The sequence below is a fragment of the Thiothrix sp. UBA5583 genome (genome assembly GCA_002425225.1).
Taxonomy (GTDB): Bacteria; Pseudomonadota; Gammaproteobacteria; order Thiotrichales; family Thiotrichaceae; genus Thiothrix; species Thiothrix moscowensis.
Genome location: DILV01000007.1, coordinates 75,465 through 96,015 on the forward strand (window position 1 = coordinate 75,465; position 20,551 = coordinate 96,015).

Consider the following 20,551-nt stretch of genomic DNA (forward strand, 5'->3'; position numbering starts at 1 on the left):
GGGTTATAATCACCCCCCATGAAAATCCAGGTCAGCCAACTCATCGTCAGATTCCTGCAACAACTGGGGATCGACACCATTTTCGGAATGCCGGGGGCGCACATCCTGCCGGTATACGATGATTTATACGATTCAGGCATCCAGACCGTGCTGGTCAAGCACGAACAAGGGGCGGCCTTCATGGCGGGTGGCTATGCCCGCGTGAGTGGGTGCATCGGTGCGTGCATCACCACCGCAGGGCCGGGGGCAAGCAACCTGATTACCGGCATTGCCAATGCCTACGCCGACAAGCTGCCGATGATCGTGATTACCGGCGAAGCCCCCACCCACATCTTTGGGCGCGGTGGCTTGCAGGAAAGCTCCGGCGAAGGCGGCAGCATCGACCAGACCGCGCTGTTTTCCGGCGTCACCCGCTATCACAAGCTGATCGAACGCACCGATTACATCACCAATGTACTGAACCAGGCTGCCCGCCAACTGGTGTCGGATGTACCCGGCCCGGTGGTGTTGAGCATCCCGGTCAATGTGCAAAAGGAATTGGTGGATGTGTCGATTCTGGACAAATTGCCCACCCTGAAGCCGCCGCCCAAGCTGCAAATTCCACCGCAATTGCTGGAACAGTGCGCCGACATGATCCGCCAAGCGCAACGTCCGGTGGTGTTGGCGGGCTACGGTTGCGTGCAATCTGCCCAAGCCCGTGCCGAATTGCGCAAATTCAGTGACCACCTGCACATCCCCGTTGCCACCAGTTTGAAGGGCAAGGGCGCGATTGATGAGCGTTCCGACTTGTCACTAGGCAGTCTGGGCGTGACCTCCAGCGGTCATGCCATGCACTATTTTCTGCAAGAAGCCGACCTGATTATCCTGCTCGGCGCGGGTTTCAACGAACGCACCAGCTATGTGTGGAGCAATGGTATCCTGCACAACAAGAAAATCATCCAGGTTGACCGCAATGTGGCGCAACTGGAAAAGGTGTTCAAGGCGGATTTGGCGATCCAGTCCGATCTGGGCGATTTCCTACGCTCCATCAATGCCTGTTGTGTCCCGCAAGGGCTTGAGCCGAAACCGCGCCCGGATTTGGCAGCCTTCAAACAGCGCATCGACCAGCACAATGCCCACAGCGGGCAAATCATTTTCAACGAAAAATTCGATCTGGTGAAAACCCTGTTTGCGCATCTGGAGCAGCATTTCCAGCAAGGCATTGTGCTGGTGGATGACAATATCATTTTTGCGCAGAACTTTTACCGGGTGAAAGACGGCGACAACTTCGTGCCGAATACCGGGGTATCGTCGCTGGGTCATGCAATACCCGCCGCGATTGGCGCACGTTTCACGCAAGCTATGCCGACTTTCGCCATTCTCGGTGACGGCGGTTTCCAGATGTGCTGCATGGAAATCATGACGGCGGTGAATTACCAGATTCCGCTCAATATCGTGCTGTTCAATAACCAGACGCTGGGTTTGATCCGCAAAAACCAGCACCAGCAATATCAGGCGCGTTTCCTCGATTGCGATTTTCAAAACCCCGATTATGCACTGCTGGCAAAATCTTTTGGCATTAACCATTTCCGGGTGGAAACGGCTGCCGATTGCCAACAGGTGTTTGCGCAAGCCGATTTCCAGCGCGGCATCAACCTGATTGAATTGCTGGTTGACCGCGACGCTTACCCGAATTATTCCTCACGCCGTTAAGATGCCAATGTCTGCCACCTTTGATTTTATCCTCAGCATCCCGGTCGCTGACCGCCCCGCGCATTTGCGCCACTGTCTGGAAAGCATCCAGCAGCAACGCGCATTGTACGGCTACCCCGGCAACATCACGGTGGTGGTCGCCGAAGACAGCCGCGAACCGCGCCACATCGCCGCGCACAAAGCCCTAGTGGCGGAATACCGTGCACAAGGGCTGGCGGTGATTCACTTTGATTTGCCGGAACAATATCGGGTGTTGCAAAGCATTCCTGAATCGCAACGGCAACAGTTGGGCAGGTTATTGACGACCCAACCCGCCGAACACTTTTACCGCAAAGGGCAAGCAGCCAACCGCAACCTCAGCTACCTGAAAATGCTGGAGCTGACCGAGGATAAAACCCGCACCCTGTATTATCTGGTGGATAGCGACCAGTTGTTTTTGCCGGAACTGGATTATTTCCACACCATCAACCGCATTTTCCAGACCACCAACACCACGATGTTGACCGGGAAACTGGTGGGCGACCCGCCGGTATCGCCTGCGGTGATGGCGGCAAATTTTCTGGATGATGTGGGGGCGTTCCTGCATGAAATCGGCGGTTATGCCGGGCAGGGCGAATGCCAGTTCCACCGTGATACCCCATTACCGGGCGATGCGGCTTATCACGACATGGCGCCACTGTTTGGTTTGGGGCAACAGGTGGATCATTTCGCTTACCGTTGCCCTTTGCACGGCGAACATGACCATGCGGCTTGTCTGGCGCATTTTGCCGTGCGTTTGTCCGCGTTCTTTTCGGGCGAACATTTGACCCGCAAAACCGCGTTCCAGCCCGCTGCGGATGTGCTGCAACTCTCCCCGGCGCGGACAGTTTACCCCGGCAATTACATCGTCAATTTCGACGGGCTGAAATACATCATCCCGTTCGGGCATTTGCGGTTGCGGATGTCAGGGCCGACGGCGGGGCGCTTGATTCAAGCGGAAATCGGCGCACGCTTTGCCTCCGCCAACCTGCCGATGCTGCACAAGCGCACCACGGATGAGGATGACGGTTTCCGCCCCGGTGTGGAGCAACAGCACGACGCGGCGATTGATATTTCCGATGAATTCGAGCGGCAGTTTTTCGGCGATTTGATGCTGTTTTCGGTGGTGGAGTGGTTGAAAACGTACCACCTTGACCAACTCAGTGACACTGATTTACTGACGCAAGTGCTGGCAAAAGTCGAAGCGGAATTGCTGACCTTGTATGCCAGCAAACACGCGGCGGTGAATGCGCGACGGCTGGAGCTGGAACAGTGGGTGCAACAGCCGCACCATTGGTGGCACGGGACGCCAGCGATGCAGCAGGTGTTGCAATTCCTCGGCAATATCGGGCGGAATTTCAGTGACCAGTCGCCTGCGTGGGGGCAAATCCAGTCGGTCGCGCATCGGCAACAGCGCAAGCAGCAGATTCTGGATGCGTTGATGAATTACCGGGCGGAGCGGGCAGTGTGGGATCAGTTGTTTGCCTGGTAATGTGCCAGTGCATTCGCCACGAGTTGCTGGCGGCATTCCTGATAAGCCTGTCTGGCTTGCGCCAGTAATCCGGTTTCCAGCACGACATCGGGATAGGGGTTGGCTGTACTGAGCACCGTACCGCTTTTGATCGCAGGTGAGGTATCGCCCGCGCCCGCTACCCCGGTTTTGCTGAAATGCTGGTAGTTGGCGGACAGCGGTGTATTGAGCCGCAGCCATTGCCCCAAGGTCGCCAGCATCTTGCCGGTATCCATGCGGATCAATTCAGCATCGAAATAGTAATAACGCTGCGGGTATCGGCAGGCAAAGGCTGCCAACTGTTCCAGCCGCCGGATGTAATAGTGCGTGGCTTCTGCCGGGTCGGCATACAAGGCGTTGGTATTTTTGTCCGCAAACAGCTTGATGATGCTCTTGATGGCCGCTTCTGGTTGGCGCAGGGCGAGCAGGATGGTGACATCTGCCAAGGACAGTGTTTCCAGCTTCAGGGGGTAACCGTTGTGCAGCAACTTGTCGAACAGGTAGCTGCTACCGGGCTTGAGCGCATCGTGGCGGGCGTATTCCTGTTCTTGCCGCGTCAAATCATCCACCGAGGTGTAGCCCTGCTGCATTTCGTAATAGCCGTTGATCTGCGGGTGTGAGCCAAGGATATGCCCCAGCAAGCTGGTGTAGGCACGCATGTGGCTGAGCAGGAAAATCCGGGAAAGTGACTGGGACATGGGGCGTTATCCTCCGCAAGATCAGTTTGGCTGTCAAGTATGCTTTTACGGGTGTTGTTGTTTCTCTGCCAATCCTGCCTCACTGGGCTATAATGCTCCAGCACACACATAACAAACACTAAAGCATCACGGTTGGGTAAAATTTCCCCCAACAGGCTGGAGAATAAAACGCATGAGTAATATACAACAGGGTATGGACGAATCCTTCCTCGACGGCGAACACGCCAGTTTCCTTGAACAGCTCTACCACCAGTACCAGCAGAACCCGCAGAGTGTGGCGGAAGAATGGCAAGGCTATTTCCAGCGACTGGATGCCAGTACCGCGACAACCCAAGCCGGTAGTGGGAACGGGCAGGTGATGACGCATCGCAGCGAGCAATTGAATGTGTCGCGCCTGATCAATGCTTACCGCTATTTAGGGCATCTGGAAGCCAACACCAACCCACTGGGCGATTACGCCTACACGGTTGCAGTGCCGCAACTGATGCTGGAGCATCACCGCCTTGAGAATATTGACCAAGATACCCTGTTTGATCCCGGCTCTTTCAATATCAGTGTCAAACCGACCTTGGGCAACATTCTTCAAGCATTGCGTGCAACCTATGTGGGCAGCATCGGTTTTGAATACATGCATATCCTCGACATCCAGGAAAAGCGCTGGTTGCAGAAGCGGATTGAGCTGGATATGGGTAAACCCCGCCTCCATCAGCCAGAACGCCGCAAGATACTAGAACAACTGACTGCCGCCGAAGGTTTCGAGCTATACCTGCACAAGCGCTATGTCGGGCAAAAACGCTTCGGTCTTGAAGGGGGCGAAAGCCTGATTCCTTTGCTGCAAACCATCATCCACGAAGGTGGCAAACAAGGTTTGCAGGAAATGGTGATCGGCATGGCGCACCGTGGGCGGCTTAATGTGCTGACCAATGTGCTGTGTAAGCCCGCCGGGGATCTGTTTCAGGAATTCGAGGGCAAGGTCGACGCCACTTATACCGGTGACGTGAAATACCACAAGGGCTATTCCTGTGATGTCAGCACGCCCGGCGGCCCGATGCATCTGGTCTTGGCGTTCAACCCATCGCATCTGGAAATCGTCAGTCCGGTGATGGAAGGCTCGGTGCGGGCGCGGCAAGATCGGCGTGAAGACAAGGACGGTGATCAGGTGCTAGGCATTTCCATCCACGGTGACGCAGCGTTTGCCGGGCAGGGTGTGGTGATGGAAACCTTCAACATGGCGCAGACCCGTGGCTACCGTACCCGTGGCACCATCCACATTGTCATCAACAACCAAATCGGTTTCACCACCAGCACGGTGTCGGACAGCCGTTCCACCTATTACCCCACCGACGTGGCGAAAATGATCAATGCGCCGATTTTCCACGTCAATGGCGATGACCCGGAAGCGGTGGTCTATGCGGCACAAGTGGCGCTGGAATACCGCCAGGTGTTCCAGAAAGACGTGGTGATTGATCTGGTCTGTTACCGCCGTTTGGGACACAACGAAGCCGATGAGCCAAACATGACCCAGCCGGTGATGTACAGCATTATCCGTAGCCTGCCAACGACCCGTGCCAAGTACGCCAAACGGCTGGCAGATGAGGGCGTGGTGTCGATGGAAGGTGCGAACGGGCTGGTGGATGCTTACCGCACCAAACTTTCCAACGGCGGCATTACCTGCTGCAACAGCCAAACCCGTTCCGGTTTGCCGCCCGAATTGCAGACCCACTGGAAAGCCTATCTCGACAAACCGTGGCGGCAGGAAGTGGACACGAGCTGCACGCCTGAACGTGTCCGTCACATCAGTGAACGCTGGGTTAGCAATATTCCACAGGATTTCATGGTGCATCCGCGTGTTTTCAAGGTGCTGGAATCACGCGCTGCGATGGGGCAGGGCAAGCAACTGGCTGACTGGGGTTTTGGTGAAAACCTAGCTTATGCCACCCTGCTGGAAGAGGGGTTTGATGTGCGCCTTTCCGGGCAGGACTGCGGACGGGGAACGTTTTCACACCGCCATGCCGTGTTGCACCATCAGCAGCGCCGCGAACAGTGGGTTCCGCTCCAACATACTGCTGATTTTCAGGCCAAATTCACGGTCATCGACTCGGTGTTGTCGGAAGAAGCGGTACTGGCGTTTGAATACGGCTATGCTACTGCCGAGCCGGAAACGCTGGTGATCTGGGAAGCGCAGTTTGGTGACTTCGTAAACGGTGCGCAGGTGGTTATCGACCAGTTCATCAGTTCTGGTGAGCAGAAATGGCAGCGCCTGTGTGGGCTGGTCATGTTCCTGCCACACGGTCTGGAAGGCCAGGGGCCGGAACACTCTTCTGCGCGTCTGGAGCGCTTTGTGCAACTGGCAGCGCAGGAAAACATGCACATTTGTATTCCATCCACTCCGGCACAGGTATTTCATATGCTGCGGCGGCAGATGCTGCGCAAATACCGCAAGCCGCTGGTAGTGTTTACGCCGAAAAGCCTGTTACGCCACCCGCTGGCGGTCAGTGCGCTGGATGAATTCACCCAAGGCAAGTTCGAGCTGGTGATAGATGATGTGGACATTACCAGTGCCGAAGCCAAAGCCAAAGTCAAGCGCGTCATCATGTGCAGCGGCAAGGTCTATTACGACCTGCTGGAAGAGCGCCGCAAACAGAACCTGACTGATGCTGCGATTGTGCGTATTGAACAGCTCTATCCATTCCCAGCGCAGGAACTGGTAGAGGTAATGGCTCACTATCCCAATGCTGAAACCGCGATCTGGTGTCAGGAAGAGCCAGTCAATCAGGGCGCATGGAACGGCATCAAACACCGCTTCGAGGCTTATGAACGTGCCGAAGTGGTGTGTGTCAGCCGCCCGGCAATGGCAGCCCCGGCGGTCGGTTCGTTGTACATGCACCAGCGCCAGCAACAGGCATTGGTCAGGGAAGCGTTAGGTCTGTAAGCAGGTTGTCAGCCGCTGCAACGCGGGAAGTTGTTCATCCATGATGCAATTTCCCGCGCACCTTCCTGAATCCCACCAAAATATCATCAATAAACGTAAACACCACTGGAATTACCAGCAAGCACAAGAACGTCGAAGCCATCAACCCACCAATCACCACAATTGCCATCGGCTGGCGGAAGCTGGGGTCAGCCGCCAGCCCCAGCGCGGTTGGCATCATCCCCGCACCCATGGCAATCGTGGTCATCACAATCGGTCGCGCCCGTTTGTGGCAAGCATCCAGCAAGGCTGGGATGCGCCCGCTCTGGTCACGTTCCCGCGCCATCACCGCATAATCCACCAGCAGAATCGAGTTCTTGGTCACAATCCCCATCAGCATCAGCAGGCCAATCACCGCAGGCATCGAAAAGCTGCTGCCAGTAATCAGCAAGGCCACAAATGCCCCGCCCACCGACAACGGCAATGCCGCCAGAATCGTGATCGGTTGCAAAAAGTCGTGGAACAGCAGCACCAGCACGATGTAGATGAACATTACCCCGATCAGCATCGCTCCACCGAAGCCGCCGAACAGTTCCGCCATGCGCTCGGCATCGCCGGAACTTTGCCGTTCCACACCGGGCGGCAGGGTCTTCAGCGCAGGCAGTTTGTCCACCATCGCCGTCACCTGACCCACCGGCAAACCATTCAGTTCCACATCAATGCTCACATTGCGCTTGCGGTCGAAACGGTCAATCCGCGCCGGGCCGCTGCCGAGGCTCACATCTGCCACCGCCGCCAGCGGTACGGAGCCATTGCGCCCCGGAATCCGCAACTGGCGGATGGTGTCGAGGTCGGCACGCACCGCTTCGTCAAATTGCACGCGGATCGGGATTTGCCGTTGCGGCAAATTCAGCTTCGGCAAGCGGGTGGAAAAGTCGCCGCTGGTGGCGACCCGCACTGCTTGCCCTAGGGTTTCGGTGCTGACGCCCAGTTCGGCAGCGCGGGCGTAATCCGGTGTGATGTGGATTTCCGGGCGTTGCAGGCTTGCGCCTGACACCACATTGCCGATGCCCTGCACGGTGCGCAGGTCGCGTTCAGCCGCTTGTGCCGCTGCAATCAGCGTGTCGCCGTCGTCACTCGCCAGTACCACCTGCATCTTGTCGCCCGCCCCGCCGGAACCCACAGTGAAACGCACCCCTGGTAGTGGCTTGAGGGCAGCGCGGATGTCGGCTTCCACTTCGGTCTGTTTGCGTGAACGCTCTTCGCGGGTGGTCAGTTGCAGGGTCAGAGTCGCCTTGCGGGAATCCGTGCCGCTGGCTTCCGCAAACGGACCGCTGCTGACCCCGCCACCACCGCCGACCACGGTGAAGACTTTCTTCACGTCAGGCAACGGTGCAAGCAACTGGCGGGCTTGTTCGGCAACAGCGTAAGTTTCTTCCAGTGGCGTCCCCGGCTGCATTTCCATTGACACGGAAGTCAGAGCGGTATCGGCAGGTGGCACGAAACCTTTTGGCAGCAACGGCACGATTTGCAGCGAAGCGACAAAAATCGCAATCGCGGCAAACAGGGTGATGAAACGGTGCTTTAAACACCATGCGGCGGCTGCCATGTAATTGCGCATGAACCAGCCGTCTTTTTGCTCCTTCTCCGGGTGCGGCTTGAGGAAATAAGCCGCCATCATCGGCGTGAGCAAGCGTGCGACTGCCAGCGAGAAAAACACCGCTACCGCTGCGGTAATGCCGAACGATTTGAAAAATTTGCCCGGCACGCCACCCATGAATGCGGTGGGCAGGAACACGGCGACCAGTGTGAAGGTAGTGGCAATCACCGCGAGGCCGATTTCGTCGGCGGCTTCCATTGCTGCCTGATACGGGGTTTTGCCCATACGCAGGTGGCGCTCAATGTTTTCCACCTCGACGATAGCGTCGTCCACCAGTACACCAACCACCAGTGCCAGCGCCAGCAGGGTGAGGATATTGAGCGAAAATCCGAAATACTGCATCGCTAGGAAGGTGGGGATGATCGCCAGTGGCAGCGCAGCGGCGGATACCAGTGTGGCGCGGATATTGCCTAGGAACAGGAACACCACCAGGATGGCGAGGGCAGCGCCTTCGTACAGCAGGTGCATGGAGCCGGTGTAGTTGGCCTGGATACGCTCGATGGTGTCGTAGGCTTCGTCAATCTGCACCTGCGGGTGATCGGCGGAGAATTTGGCAACAGCGGCACGTACCCCGTTTACCACGTCGATTTCACTCGCGCCGCGTACTCGTGTGATCTGGAAACCGACCACGGATTTGCCGTTGAACAGGGCATGGGTGGAACGTTCAGCGATGGTGTCCTTGATTTGGGCAATTTGGTCAAGGCGCACATGCCGTCCGTTGGACAGCGGAATGTCGATAGCGCCCAGTTCCGCCGCTGTTTCGACCCGCCCCAAGGTACGCACGGACTGGATGCCACCGCCTACGTCGCCGCGCCCACCGGGTGCATCCTGTTGCATTTGCCCCAGACGATTGGATACGTCAGCAGCGGTGACACCAAGGCCAGCCATCAATGCGGGATTGAGGTCGATGCGTACTTCGCGGTTGACTCCGCCAACCCGAGCTACTTTGCCCACGCCCTTGACGGACATGAGGGCACGTGTGATGTCGTTGTCGACGAACCAGGACAGGGCCTCCTCGTCCATACTGGCGGAAGCCACCGTGAACGTGACCAGCGGGCTGCCTGCGGTGGTGATTTTCGACACGATCGGGTCGTTCATCTGCTGCGGCAGGTTGGCGCGGATGGTGTCGACCGCGTTGCGTACCTCGTTGAGGGCGACTTCGGTATCTTTTTCGATAGCGAATTCGGTGGCAATGCTGGCGCTGCTATCGGTCAGGGTGGTGCGGATGTGTTTGACGCCGGTGATGGTGGCAAGCTGGTTTTCGATCTTACGGGCGACTTCGCTTTCCAGTTGTTCCGGGTCAGCGCCTTCTAGCGAGGCGGTGACGACAATGGTTGGCAGGTCAATGTCAGGGAAGTTCTGAATGCCGAGTGCTTGGAAACCCTTGATGCCGAGGAAGGTCAGCAGCGCGAACAGCAGGATGGCGGGAACCGGGTTGCGGATCGACCAGGCGGAAACGTTCATGATTTGTCCCCGCTATTACCCCCCATCCCCGACCCTTCCCCCGCAGGGGGGGAAGGGAGCGAAGAGGTAGGAGCGGAAGGGGCGTCTTGTTCCCTCACCCCTTGCGGGGGAGGGTTAGGGAGGGGGGTAATTTCCACAGTGTCGCCGTCGTTGAGGAAGCCGCCACCGGTGACGACCACGCGGGCAGAGGCGTCGACGCCATCGGTGATTTCAGTCTGGCCTTGCGCTGTCCTGCCGACTTTGACCTGACGCTGGGCTACCTTGTTTTCTGTGCCGATTTCAAACACGTAATAGTTGCCATCACGCAGGATCACCGCTGACTGTGGCAGGGTCATGGCCTTGGCAGAGCCGGTGAGGATGGCACCTTCCGCAAACATGCCAGCCTTGGCAGGGCTGTCGCTGGGCAGGCTGATGTAAACGATGGCGTTACGGGTATTGGGGTCGAGGGTGGGGGAAACCATGCGCACTTCGCCGCTGACGCTTTCGCCGCCGGGCAGGGTCAGGTGTGCCTGTTGGCCTGGCTGGATGCGGGAAGCGTCACGTCCGGCAATTTCTGCCCGCCATTCGAGCTTGTTTTGGCGCACCATGCGGAACAGTTCCGTGCCGGTTTGCACCACCGCACCGAGGGTGGCAGTGCGGGCGGCGATTACGCCGTCATCGGGGGCAAGAATACGGGTTTGCGCGAGGCGGATTTGCTGGGCTTCGAGTGCGGCTTGCGCCACCGCTTCGCCGGTCAGGTACTGGTCGATCTGCTGGGCAGGCAGTGCGCCGCTGGTTTTGAGGCTGCGGGCGCGGGTGGCATTGGCGCGGGCTTCGTCCAGTCTGGCTTGCGCCTGGGCGACATCGGCCTTGACCGAAGCTTGCGATAGTTTGGCGAGTTCCTGTCCCTTTTTGACTTCTGTACCAACATCAACCAGCACATCGGTGATTTTCAGACCACTGATTTCAGAAGCGATAATGGCTTCTTGCCAGGCAGTCAGTGCGCCACTGGCGGTAATGGTGCTGTTCCAGTCCTGCGTCTGTGGGCTGGCAACCGTGACAGCCAGTGCGGCTTTGGTTGGGGGAACATCAGCCGGTTTGTCTTCGGCATGGGAGAGCGGCAGGGATACTATCGTTGCCAGTGATAGGGCAAGCATGAGGGTAGCGAGCGAGAGGGTATTCTTCATGTTAATGACTGCCAGTCAATTGTTTGTCGGCAAGATTAGATGACCATTGGTCAGTTGTCCAGTTTGACATGGAAAGAGCGCTGTTGCTAGCGGGGTGACACGGTGAATTTGGGCTAGGCAATAATCCTGCGCAAGGATATTTCACCGTCAAGCTGTCCTGACAATCGGTGTGTTTTTTAGGATAATGGAAACGTTTTATCGTTGAATGGACATGCATGATGCAAATTATCAAGCCTTATGGACGTAGTGTTGTAGACACCGGTACAGGTGAACCAACCCAGCGCAAGCTACAGGATAAAAACCAGCAGCAACATGATATTTCGCAGTTTGTTCATGAACATGCCGAACTGGTTGTTGCCCAGTGGATTTCAGTGATTGACAAGATTGCGCGAAAGCCTCATGCCAATGGCAAGAATGCAGGTAAGTGCGGTCTGCCAACGGCAGGGCAGTACCAGTTGCGCGACATATTGGGAACAGCGGCCTGGGTCGAAGTTCTCAAACATTTGTCACCGGGTATGGATGCACAGCGGCAACAGTATCTGGAAACATTGTGGTACTCGAAGATTCATCCCTACGGTAAACAAACACAAGAACAGGAAAAAGCAATACCTCTGCAAGGGCGTTGGTATCAACGGTTTGTAGGTGATGTTCTACCGGAAAATGTTGATGTTGCTTTGGCAAAGCAAGTGGCAGAACGTATCCACCTACATTTGTATGAAGCAGCACTGCGTATCAATCCCGAAGTTAGTGCACGTCGCAAAGGCAGTATTCAGGCGCAGGCAGAAACGATTACGAATAATACTTTGCACCCGGTAGTGCCACCAATGACATGGAGCAAGGCCGATTGGTCGGCCTACAACCGTTATGATGTAGCAGAACGTATCTATCTTGAAGCCAAGTACCGGCTTGAACAAAAGCAGGATGCACGCCAAAAGAAACAACCCATACAGCCCGAATGGCGCATTGACGGCAGCCTGGCAGGCAAGCTCCTGTTTGAACATTGGGCACAAGTGTTCAAAGGCAGTGATGGCAAGTCACGTATCAGTGAGGCCAAAACCCATGCCGCAGGATTATTTGCCTTACATATGGCTGTAAAGGATTTTTATACCCGCCTGTTTGATAGCAACAGAAAAGAAGAAACCTTGGTCAAGTTTCTGTTACCCCAGAAGAAAAAGGCATTACAGGAAAAACTGACGCAGAAATTACAAAATACAGATGTCGCTGCCCGTATCCGTTTAGGCAAAATCCAGTATTACCGTAAAGCACAAGGGGAAGTGGTTCCTTTGGCAAACAGCCGTTTTTGGGGTAGTGATGGGCAGGCAGAAATCAAACGGGCAGAAGCCTTTGTACGTGTATGGCGGCATGTTTTGGGGCAGGCAAATTTAACGTTGGCGAATTGGGCATCACTGGCTTCGCCCGCTGATTTGTGGGGAGGTGACAGTTTCTTTGGTCACTTTTCTACTCATATAAATGGCAAGCTGTTTGCGACGGATATAGGTCTGGATAGTCGCCGCACTGTATTTGATCAAAATCTTCATTTGTTGTTTGGTGATGCTGCTGGTTTGTTCCAGAGTGATGATGAGACCCGCAAGGCAAGCATTTTACTGGCACATAAGTGTGGTGGTGCACTACGCAATGCCGCTTTCCACTTTAAAGGACGCGCCAAGTTTTTACAGGCACTGGAAAATGACCTGCCACAAGCTGCGCAATCGGGTTTGCAAATGCAGTTGTCCAAGCTGTGGGATGAAGCTCAAAACCAACAGGGTTCACGTTTACTGAAGATTTTGGAAGGGGCACATGTTTTTCATGTGTGCACACAGGAACAAGTACAGCAGTTGGTCAATACTTTGGGTAATGTATCAGCGGGGGAGTTGCCATTACCACGTTTTGGCAGGGTTATCGAGCGTAATCATCATGCCCGGTTGGGTACAAACTTGCCAGTACGGGGCAACCGTCAGGCAATGGAGCAACACCCGGCACGCAAGTGTCAGTATGTGATGCTAAAGCTGTTGTATGAACGGGCTTTCCGTGTATGGCTGGAAAATACTACCGATGAGGTGTTCAGTGTCTGGTTGGAGACAGCACTGGAACGTACTACCAATGCAGCACGCAACAACCCGAATGTACAGGGAAAGTCGCAACATGAGCGTGAGTTGGTAATGGCGCGGGCAGCCAAGTTGCCAATTTCCATGCGGAGCAAGGGCGGGAAGGGTAAGGAAAAAAGTATCCGCCAGTTTTTTTATGATTTGTCGGCAGCCACAGCAAGTGAAATGCGTGTTCAGCGTGGTTATGCCAGTGATGCCGGGAAAGCACGGGAACAGGCTGAATACATTGATGAGTTACTGCGTGATGTGGTGGCACTGGCGTTCAGGGAGTTTATCCGTGCCAATGGTTTTGACTGGTTGCTGGATATTGATCCACAGCAGGAATTACGGGAAACCCGCTGTTGCTTGATGGAACATATCCGTTTTCCTGCGATAGCTCCTCGGTCAAACGCTTGGCAACCCGTCTTGTATTTCCTGTTGCATTTGATGCCAGTGGGAGAGGTATCGCAATTGCTGCACCAATTGGCAAAGTGGGAAATTCTTGCCAAGCCGGAACAGGCGCGGACAGATGAAGAAGGGATGCGTCTCCACGCATTGCAGCAGACACTTAAACTGTATCTGGACATGCACGACAGCCACTACACGGGGGCAGAATCCATGCCAGCAGTGGAACGTGCAGTGTTGGATACTTTTGCCACCTTTTATGAAACACGCAATGGGCTGGACAAGGTATTTGAAGATCAGGGCAACGGGCGTGATGGTGCTCGTTATTTGCCACAGCGGGGGTTGCGTGAAATCCGGCGATTTGGGCATGTCCCTGTTTTGCAGGCACTGGTGAAGGATAAAATCACGGCACAAGATGTGACGCATTGTTTGCAGCAGGAAACTGTGCCTGCCAATGGCAAACTCTCGCCTGTTGCACAAGCACAACAGCGCCGTGAAACGTTGCACGGAGAATGGGTGAAGGAGCGTAAACAGTTCAAAGCATACCGTGATTATGCGGCAGCTTTGCAAACAGTGGTGGTGCATCGCCAGCTTTCCAATCATATTCGTCTGGTAGATCATGTGGCTGCACACCGTATTGTGATGAAAGTACTGGCGCGGCTGGCAGATTTTTCTGGCCTGTTTGAGCGTGATCTTACATTTGTAACACTGGCAGCCTTGCATGAGCATCAATTGCAGCCCGAAGATTTCTTTGTGATTGATAATCCACCCAGGTACAACAATAGAGGTGAGCTAGAAAAAGACGGTTTGACCTTGTTCAAGAATGGTCAAGTTATCGAGGCTTTGGGCAAAGTGCAGGCATGTAGGGATGCACTAAAGCATCAAATTGTGGGACAGGTCAATCTTGATGTGCACCGTTCTGTTCGTAATGATTTTGCCCATTTCAATATGCTGTATGGTAAACAACGTACCACTGAAAGTGCCACCAACAGGGTCATTAAATGTCCGGCTGCCCAAGGGTTAAACTTAACCTGTTGGGTTAATTGTGCTCGTAATCTCATGTCTTACGACCGCAAACTCAAAAATGCCGTGAGCCAATCCATCATTGAATTGATGGAGCGAGAGGGATTCATTCTTACATGGGAAATGGACACGAACCACCAACTGTGTAGTCCAAAGCTGCAATCCCGTCAGGTTGAGCATTTGGGTGGACAGCGTTTCCCGTTGGTTAAGGATGAGCGCAAGAAATTGACAATCCGCGAAAATCTGCACTCAGTGGGAATGGTAAAACTGTTGGCACATGCATTTGGTGCAGTTGCAGAAGACGTGAAAGACATCAGTACGCTGGATTTGAATACGGTCAAGTGGGTGAAAAAGGATGCAACATTATAAGAAAAAAGGCAGAATGGCGGGCATCAACTCCGATTGAGGAAGCTGAATGGTGAGCTTTGTTTTCAATGATTTGGCTATCTGTATTTGAGATGGAAATGCTAACTCGGCATATCTCTTTTGATATAGATAGAAAAGTCATGCAACTTGTTGATCCTGAAGGCGATTCTTGACAGGTTGGGGTTTGAATACCACCCCCACATGACGGGGGACTGCAACAATCGCTTTATCGGATCGAATTGATGACTTGAGTTTGAATACCACCCCCACATGACGGGGGACTGCAACCAATTGTATATTATTCAGCCAAGTTTTAATGGTTTGAATACCACCCCCACATGACGGGGGACTGCAACATTCTGATACCTCGCTTGCGCCTGATGTGTCTGTTTGAATACCACCCCCACATGACGGGGGACTGCAACCCACTTCCTATGTCACTGTTTTGGTCGCGCAGGGTTTGAATACCACCCCCACATGACGGGGGACTGCAACCATATTGGTCTCGTCGTTAACAGCGTATGATACGTTTGAATACCACCCCCACATGACGGGGGACTGCAACTGCCGTATCCAACAACATTTTGAATTCCGTTGTGTTTGAATACCACCCCCACATGACGGGGGACTGCAACCGGTTTTTTCCGCTACATCCTGAATCGTTCCCGGTTTGAATACCACCCCCACATGACGGGGGACTGCAACCTAACAACGCGGCTCGACGACGGACGCGGCGTTCGTTTGAATACCACCCTCTCATGGCGGGGGATTGCTTGAACCGGTGAGGTTGATCACCTAAACTTGTCTGCAAGATAGGACAAGTCAGGATAATTCATGCAAGTCGTTACCTTTTCCGAAGCCCGCAACAACCTGAAAGCAGTGCTCAACCGCGTGGTTGAAGATGCCGATTGCACCATCATCACCCGTCGTGACGCGGAGGATGCCGTGGTCATGTCGCTGGATTACTACAACAGTCTGATGGAAACCCTACATCTGCTGAAAACACCCGCCAACGCTGCCCATCTCCAACAATCCATCGAACAGTTCCGCCGGGGTAAAATCACCCCACGGGATTTGTTGCATGAATAGGAAGTTGGCTTGGACAGATGCCGCTTGGGCAGATTATCTTTACTGGCAATCGCAAGATAAAAAAACGCTCAAGCGCATCAATAAACTGATCGAAGAAAGCAAACGCACGCCTTTTGAAGGTATCGGCAAACCTGAGCCGTTGCGCCACAATCTGGCAGGCTTCTGGTCGCGTCGCATAGATGACGTCAATCGTGTGGTTTATGCCGTTGACGATGAATACCTCACTATCATTGCCTGCTGCTACCACTACGAAAACTGACCGTGCACCACCGCAACCACGACCATGACCACAATCCACCGGATGGCAGCAATATTTACGGCAGTGTCGCCACGCCTGCCGCTTCCAAAGCCTTGAGATAGGCATCGACGACCCGTGCCTGTTCTGCCGTGCTTTCCTGCGCATACATGGTTTGGCGGAAAGTATTGCTGTTGTGCAGACCATTGGTATACCAGGCAATGTGCTTGCGGGCGATGCGGCAACCGGAATATTCACCATAAAACTGGTACAAGTCGTCCAGATGCTGGAGCAAGACAGCGTGGATTTCAGCCACATCAGGTGGTGGCAACGTTTCTCCGGTTTGCAGGTAATGCCTGATTTCACGGAAAATCCACGGTCGCCCTTGCGCAGCACGCCCGATCATGATGGCGTCTGCACCGGTAACATCCAGTACCTGTCTGGCCTTTTGTGGGCTGTCGATGTCGCCGTTGGCGATAATGGGGATGTGCACGCTGCGTTTGACTTCACCGATCAGTTCATGGCGTGCCTGCCCGGTGTACATCTGTTCGCGGGTACGCCCATGAATTGCCAATGCGGCAATGCCTGCCTGTTCTGCCATCGCGGCCACCCGCAGGATGTTTTCCTCACCGTTGACATAGCCCAGCCGGGTTTTCAGGGTGACAGGCACATCGACCGCTGCCACCACGGTATTCAGAATCCGTTTGACCAGTTCTTCATCTTGCAACAAGGCAGAACCAGCCAGTTTGCGGCAGACTTTTTTCGCAGGGCAACCCATGTTGATGTCAACGATCTGTGCGCCGTTGGCAACCTGATAGCGGGCGGCTTCCGCGAGTATTTCCGGTTCGGAACCGGCAATCTGTGCAGAAACAGGGGCGAGTTCACCGTCAAAGTTGGCGCGGTACAGAGACTTCTTTTGTGCATACAGGGTCATGTCCGCCGTCATCATTTCACTGATGGCGTGGCCTGCGCCAAAATGTTTGCACAGAGTGCGGAACGGGCGGTCAGTGACCCCCGCCATCGGGGCAACGATCAACGGATTATCAAGGGTGTAAGGGCCAATCTTTATCATGGTGTAGCAGTTTACCACAGCAAATTTGCCTGCTTGTGGTAAAGTATCTGCCCACTGAATAAACCATCTGCACGGAGAACAAGTGTGCGTCTGAGCGTAGAGCAATACCGCAACTGGGAAAACAAACGAATCACCCTGCTGGGCATGTCTGGCGTTGGTAAAACCTATATTTCCAGCATGTTGCGCAACCATAACTGGTTCCATTATTCCGGCGACTACCGTATCGGTACGCGCTATCTGGACGAGGACATCCTTGACCTGATCAAGGAACAGGCCATGAAAGTACCGTTCCTGCGCGAGCTGCTGCGCAATGACTGGATTTACATCCGCAACAACATCCGTGTCAACGATCTGGGGCCAGTGCTGTCTTTCGTTGGCAAGCTGGGCAACCCGGAACTGGGCGGCGTAGCGCTAGATGATTTCATGCGTCGTCAGGCCATGTACCGCGAAGCCGAAATTGCTGCCATGCACGATGTACCCGAATTTATCCGCAAGGCGCAACTGATCTACGGCTATTCCCACTTCGTTAATGATGCCGGGGGGAGTCTGTGTGAACTGGAAGACCCTGCCGTCTTCGACACCCTGGCGGAAAACACCCTGATCCTCTACATCAAGGTGACAACCAAGGAAGAGGAACAGAAGCTGATTGACCGCGCCCGCAGCGATCCGAAACCGCTGTATTACCGCCCAAATTTCCTCAAGGAACATCTGGCGGTGTACTTGCAGGAAAAAGCCTTGCAATACGCAGCGGAAATGGAGCCGGACGAGTTTACCCGTTGGGTGTTTCCACGTCTGTTCCATTCACGTTTGCCACGCTATGAAGCGATTGCCCGTGACTACGGTTATACCGTAACGTCTGAGGAAGCCGCGCAGGTGCGTAACGAAGATGATTTCAACGCACTGATCGAAATGGCGATTGCCCGCCATGCTTGATGTTTTGTCCCTCTCGTTCTTGGCGGGAGAGGGGCTACAGGGGAGGGGTAGAAACACACCATGCCATTAGTCGCACATACGGCATTGCCGACATTCGCACGCTTGCGAGAGGAGGGTCAGACTGTCCTGAGTGAGGATTACGCTTTCAATCAGGACATCCGCGAGCTGCATATCGGTTTCCTCAACATGATGCCGGATGCTGCGCTGGAGGCTACCGAACGGCAATTTTTCCGGCTGGTAGGTGAATCCAACCTGATTGCACAGTTTCACCTTCACCCTTTCACGCTGGATGGTTTGCCGCGTGGTGACAAGGCGCAGGCGCATGTCAGCCAGTATTACGATACCTTTGCCAACCTCAAGGAGCAGGGGCTGGATGCGCTGATCATTACCGGCGCAAACCCGGTAGCACAGCATCTGGAAGATGAGCCGTTCTGGGATGGTTTGTGCGAAGTGGCAGCCTGGGCGCAGGAAAATGTTACTTCCACCCTGTGTTCCTGTTTGGCAAGCCATGCCTTGGTGCAGCATTTGTGGGGTATCCGCCGCCGCCCGTTGGGTTTCAAGCGCTGGGGCGTCTACAGCCATGCTGTCACCATGTCGGAGCATCCTCTGGTCAAAGACCTTAATACCCGTTTCGATGTACCGCATTCGCGTTTCAACCAGATCGACCGTGAGCTGCTGGAAGCCGTTGGCGTGCAGGTACTGGTGGAAAGTGCTGAAGCCGGGGTGCACATGGCGGTCAGCCCCGACCTGTTCCGCATGGTATTCATGCAAGGCCACCCGGAATACGATGCGGTCAGCCTGCTGAAGGAATACCGGCGTGAAGTGACCCGCTGGTTTGATGGCACGCGGCTGGATTATCCGCCATTCCCGGAAAACTACTTGCGCCCCAAGGCCAAGGCAGTTCTCAACGAATACCGGCTTGCACAAGAGCTGGGCAAACGTCAGGGCAAACCCATGCCGGAATTCCCGGAAAAGTTGCTGTTGCCCATGCTGCACAATACCTGGCGCGATACCGCAAAAGTGTTCTACAGCAACTGGATTGGCAAGGTTTACCAGATCACCAACAATGACCGGCGCAGGCCTTTCATGGACTGGGTAGACCCTGATGACCCATTGGGGCTGCGCAAACAGGCGGAAATGGACTAAGCTCGTGGGCATGAGAATCTGGAACCTTACCTTGTTCGTTGTATCGGTGCTGCTGCTGGCGGGCAGCATCAAGGCATTGCTGGATTACTGGCAATATGACGAAATCGCCCCGGATGTAGCTCAGATGATGCTGCATCAGGTCAGTGCTGAGCAGATTCACCAGCAAGTGGAAGAATCCATTGCCAAGGATAATCCGGCAGATGCCCGCATGTATTTGCGGCTTGCCCAAACCTTTGGCTACCCGCTGGATACTGCCGCTTATGAACCACGCTTGCAGGAGCTCGAATCCCCCCTGAACAGCGCACGCCGTAGTGTCAGCGAATTTGCCAGTGGTTTCGTGGATGGTACGGCAGAAAGTGGTGCAGGTGTGGCGGGAGCGATTACCTCTGACTTCACGGTGGTCGGTGACGTGCGTGACTTGTGGGAGCAATACCAGCTTTATGCTAAAAACGAACCTGTCAACGAACTGATCGTGACATTGGCAGGCGTTGGGGTGGGTTTGACTGCTGCTACGCTTGCCAGTGCTGGAACGGTAACACCCGCCAAGGGTGGGGTTTCCACCACCAAGCTGGCGGCGCGGGCAGGCAAACTGACACCCGATTTCCAGCGTTACCTGCTCAAGCAGGGCAGTGATGTGTTTGATTACAAGGGATTCATGCTGGCAGCACGGGCTGAAAAAAGTCTGGATGGCGTTGGCAAGGCTGCTACCAAAGCCTACAACCCACAAGCCGTGAAAGCACTGACCCAGACAGCGGAACAGGTTAACAACATTCGCAAGGCCAGTTCTACGACAGACGTGGTGCATATGCTAAAATACGTTGATAGTGGCGAGGATTTGATGCGACTGGAAAAACTCAGTCTTAAGTATGGTGCTGAGACCAAGGGCGTGCTCAAGTTTTTGGGTAAAAGTGCGATTGGCTCCATGCGTGTGTTACGTAAGACAGTAGAATTATTAATCAGTTTAATTGCGACATTTGTTTCATTTCTGGCAACATTGGCATCACTGGGGAATTTCCGCCGGATTTTTACCACCTGATTCATTAAGCCTTCAGGTTTGGTCGGTTAATAATGCCCGTATG

13 protein-coding genes and 1 CRISPR repeat array are annotated in these 20,551 nt (G+C 54.6%); of the genes, 9 read left to right on the forward strand and 4 right to left on the reverse strand.

The genetic code is table 11. The features are described from left to right. Positions 1 to 18: 18 nt before the first annotated feature. Positions 19 to 1,692 carry a thiamine pyrophosphate-binding protein gene (locus B2U47_RS01620; RefSeq protein ID WP_296677366.1) on the forward strand — a complete coding sequence of 558 codons (1,674 nt, stop codon included), beginning with the start codon at positions 19 to 21 and terminating at the stop codon, positions 1,690 to 1,692. Positions 1,693 to 1,699: 7 nt separating this feature from the next. After that, positions 1,700 to 3,202: a hypothetical protein gene (locus tag B2U47_RS01625; protein ID WP_296677363.1), complete on the forward strand. Its 1,503-nt coding sequence runs from the start codon at positions 1,700 to 1,702 to the stop codon at positions 3,200 to 3,202. Here the strand turns inward: B2U47_RS01625 and B2U47_RS01630 are convergent. Further along, positions 3,184 to 3,918 (reverse strand): hypothetical protein, encoded by a 735-nt coding sequence (locus B2U47_RS01630; protein WP_296677361.1) that lies wholly within the window; start codon positions 3,916 to 3,918, stop codon positions 3,184 to 3,186. The two genes, B2U47_RS01625 and B2U47_RS01630, sit on opposite strands and share 19 nt — an antisense overlap. A gap of 172 nt (positions 3,919 to 4,090) precedes the next feature. Between B2U47_RS01630 and B2U47_RS01635 the strand changes: the two genes are divergently transcribed. After that, a complete protein-coding gene (locus B2U47_RS01635; RefSeq protein ID WP_296677359.1) occupies positions 4,091 to 6,850 on the forward strand; it encodes a 2-oxoglutarate dehydrogenase E1 component in 2,760 nt (919 codons plus the stop codon). Positions 6,851 to 6,884: 34 nt separating this feature from the next. On the opposite strand, the gene B2U47_RS01640 is transcribed toward B2U47_RS01635, so the two are convergent. Together B2U47_RS01640 and B2U47_RS01645 are read right to left on the reverse strand one after the other, a co-directional pair. Next, positions 6,885 to 9,953, reverse strand: a complete 3,069-nt coding sequence (locus B2U47_RS01640; RefSeq protein ID WP_296677357.1) for an efflux RND transporter permease subunit — start codon at positions 9,951 to 9,953, stop codon at positions 6,885 to 6,887. Continuing rightward, entirely contained in the window at positions 9,950 to 11,119 is a 1,170-nt protein-coding gene (locus B2U47_RS01645; protein WP_296677356.1) for an efflux RND transporter periplasmic adaptor subunit, read from the reverse strand. Before B2U47_RS01645 ends, B2U47_RS01640 begins: the two co-directional genes overlap by 4 nt. A 215-nt stretch (positions 11,120 to 11,334) precedes the next feature. On the opposite strand from B2U47_RS01645, the gene cas13a reads away from it, so the two are divergent. From cas13a to B2U47_RS01660, 3 genes are all read left to right on the forward strand, one after another. Further along, positions 11,335 to 15,000 (forward strand): type VI-A CRISPR-associated RNA-guided ribonuclease Cas13a, encoded by a 3,666-nt coding sequence (cas13a, locus tag B2U47_RS01650; protein WP_296677354.1) that lies wholly within the window; start codon positions 11,335 to 11,337, stop codon positions 14,998 to 15,000. 179 nt (positions 15,001 to 15,179) lie between these two features. Next, a CRISPR array of direct repeats spans positions 15,180 to 15,773; the repeat unit is 37 nt; unit sequence GTTTGAATACCACCCCCACATGACGGGGGACTGCAAC. 58 nt (positions 15,774 to 15,831) lie between these two features. After that, positions 15,832 to 16,086: a type II toxin-antitoxin system Phd/YefM family antitoxin gene (locus B2U47_RS01655; RefSeq protein ID WP_296677352.1), complete on the forward strand. Its 255-nt coding sequence runs from the start codon at positions 15,832 to 15,834 to the stop codon at positions 16,084 to 16,086. Next, a complete protein-coding gene (locus B2U47_RS01660; RefSeq protein WP_296677351.1) occupies positions 16,079 to 16,345 on the forward strand; it encodes a Txe/YoeB family addiction module toxin in 267 nt (88 codons plus the stop codon). Before B2U47_RS01655 ends, B2U47_RS01660 begins: the two co-directional genes overlap by 8 nt. Before the next feature lie 55 nt (positions 16,346 to 16,400). Here the strand turns inward: B2U47_RS01660 and dusB are convergent, their stop codons facing one another. Further along, on the reverse strand, positions 16,401 to 17,390 hold the full coding sequence (dusB, locus tag B2U47_RS01665; protein ID WP_349675733.1) for a tRNA dihydrouridine synthase DusB: 990 nt from the start codon (positions 17,388 to 17,390) through the stop codon (positions 16,401 to 16,403). A gap of 87 nt (positions 17,391 to 17,477) precedes the next feature. Here dusB and B2U47_RS01670 point away from each other — a divergent pair, with 87 nt between their 5' ends. Genes B2U47_RS01670 through B2U47_RS01680 form a run of 3 tightly spaced genes read left to right on the forward strand, consistent with a single transcriptional unit; the run spans position 17,478 to position 20,508 of the window. Then, positions 17,478 to 18,326: an ATPase gene (locus B2U47_RS01670; RefSeq protein WP_296677347.1), complete on the forward strand. Its 849-nt coding sequence runs from the start codon at positions 17,478 to 17,480 to the stop codon at positions 18,324 to 18,326. A 60-nt stretch (positions 18,327 to 18,386) separates the two neighbouring features. Continuing rightward, complete coding sequence (gene metA / locus B2U47_RS01675; protein ID WP_296677346.1) at positions 18,387 to 19,472, forward strand: homoserine O-succinyltransferase MetA; 1,086 nt, start codon at positions 18,387 to 18,389, stop codon at positions 19,470 to 19,472. A gap of 10 nt (positions 19,473 to 19,482) precedes the next feature. Then, entirely contained in the window at positions 19,483 to 20,508 is a 1,026-nt protein-coding gene (locus tag B2U47_RS01680) for a hypothetical protein (protein WP_296677344.1), read from the forward strand. Positions 20,509 to 20,551: the final 43 nt, after the last annotated feature.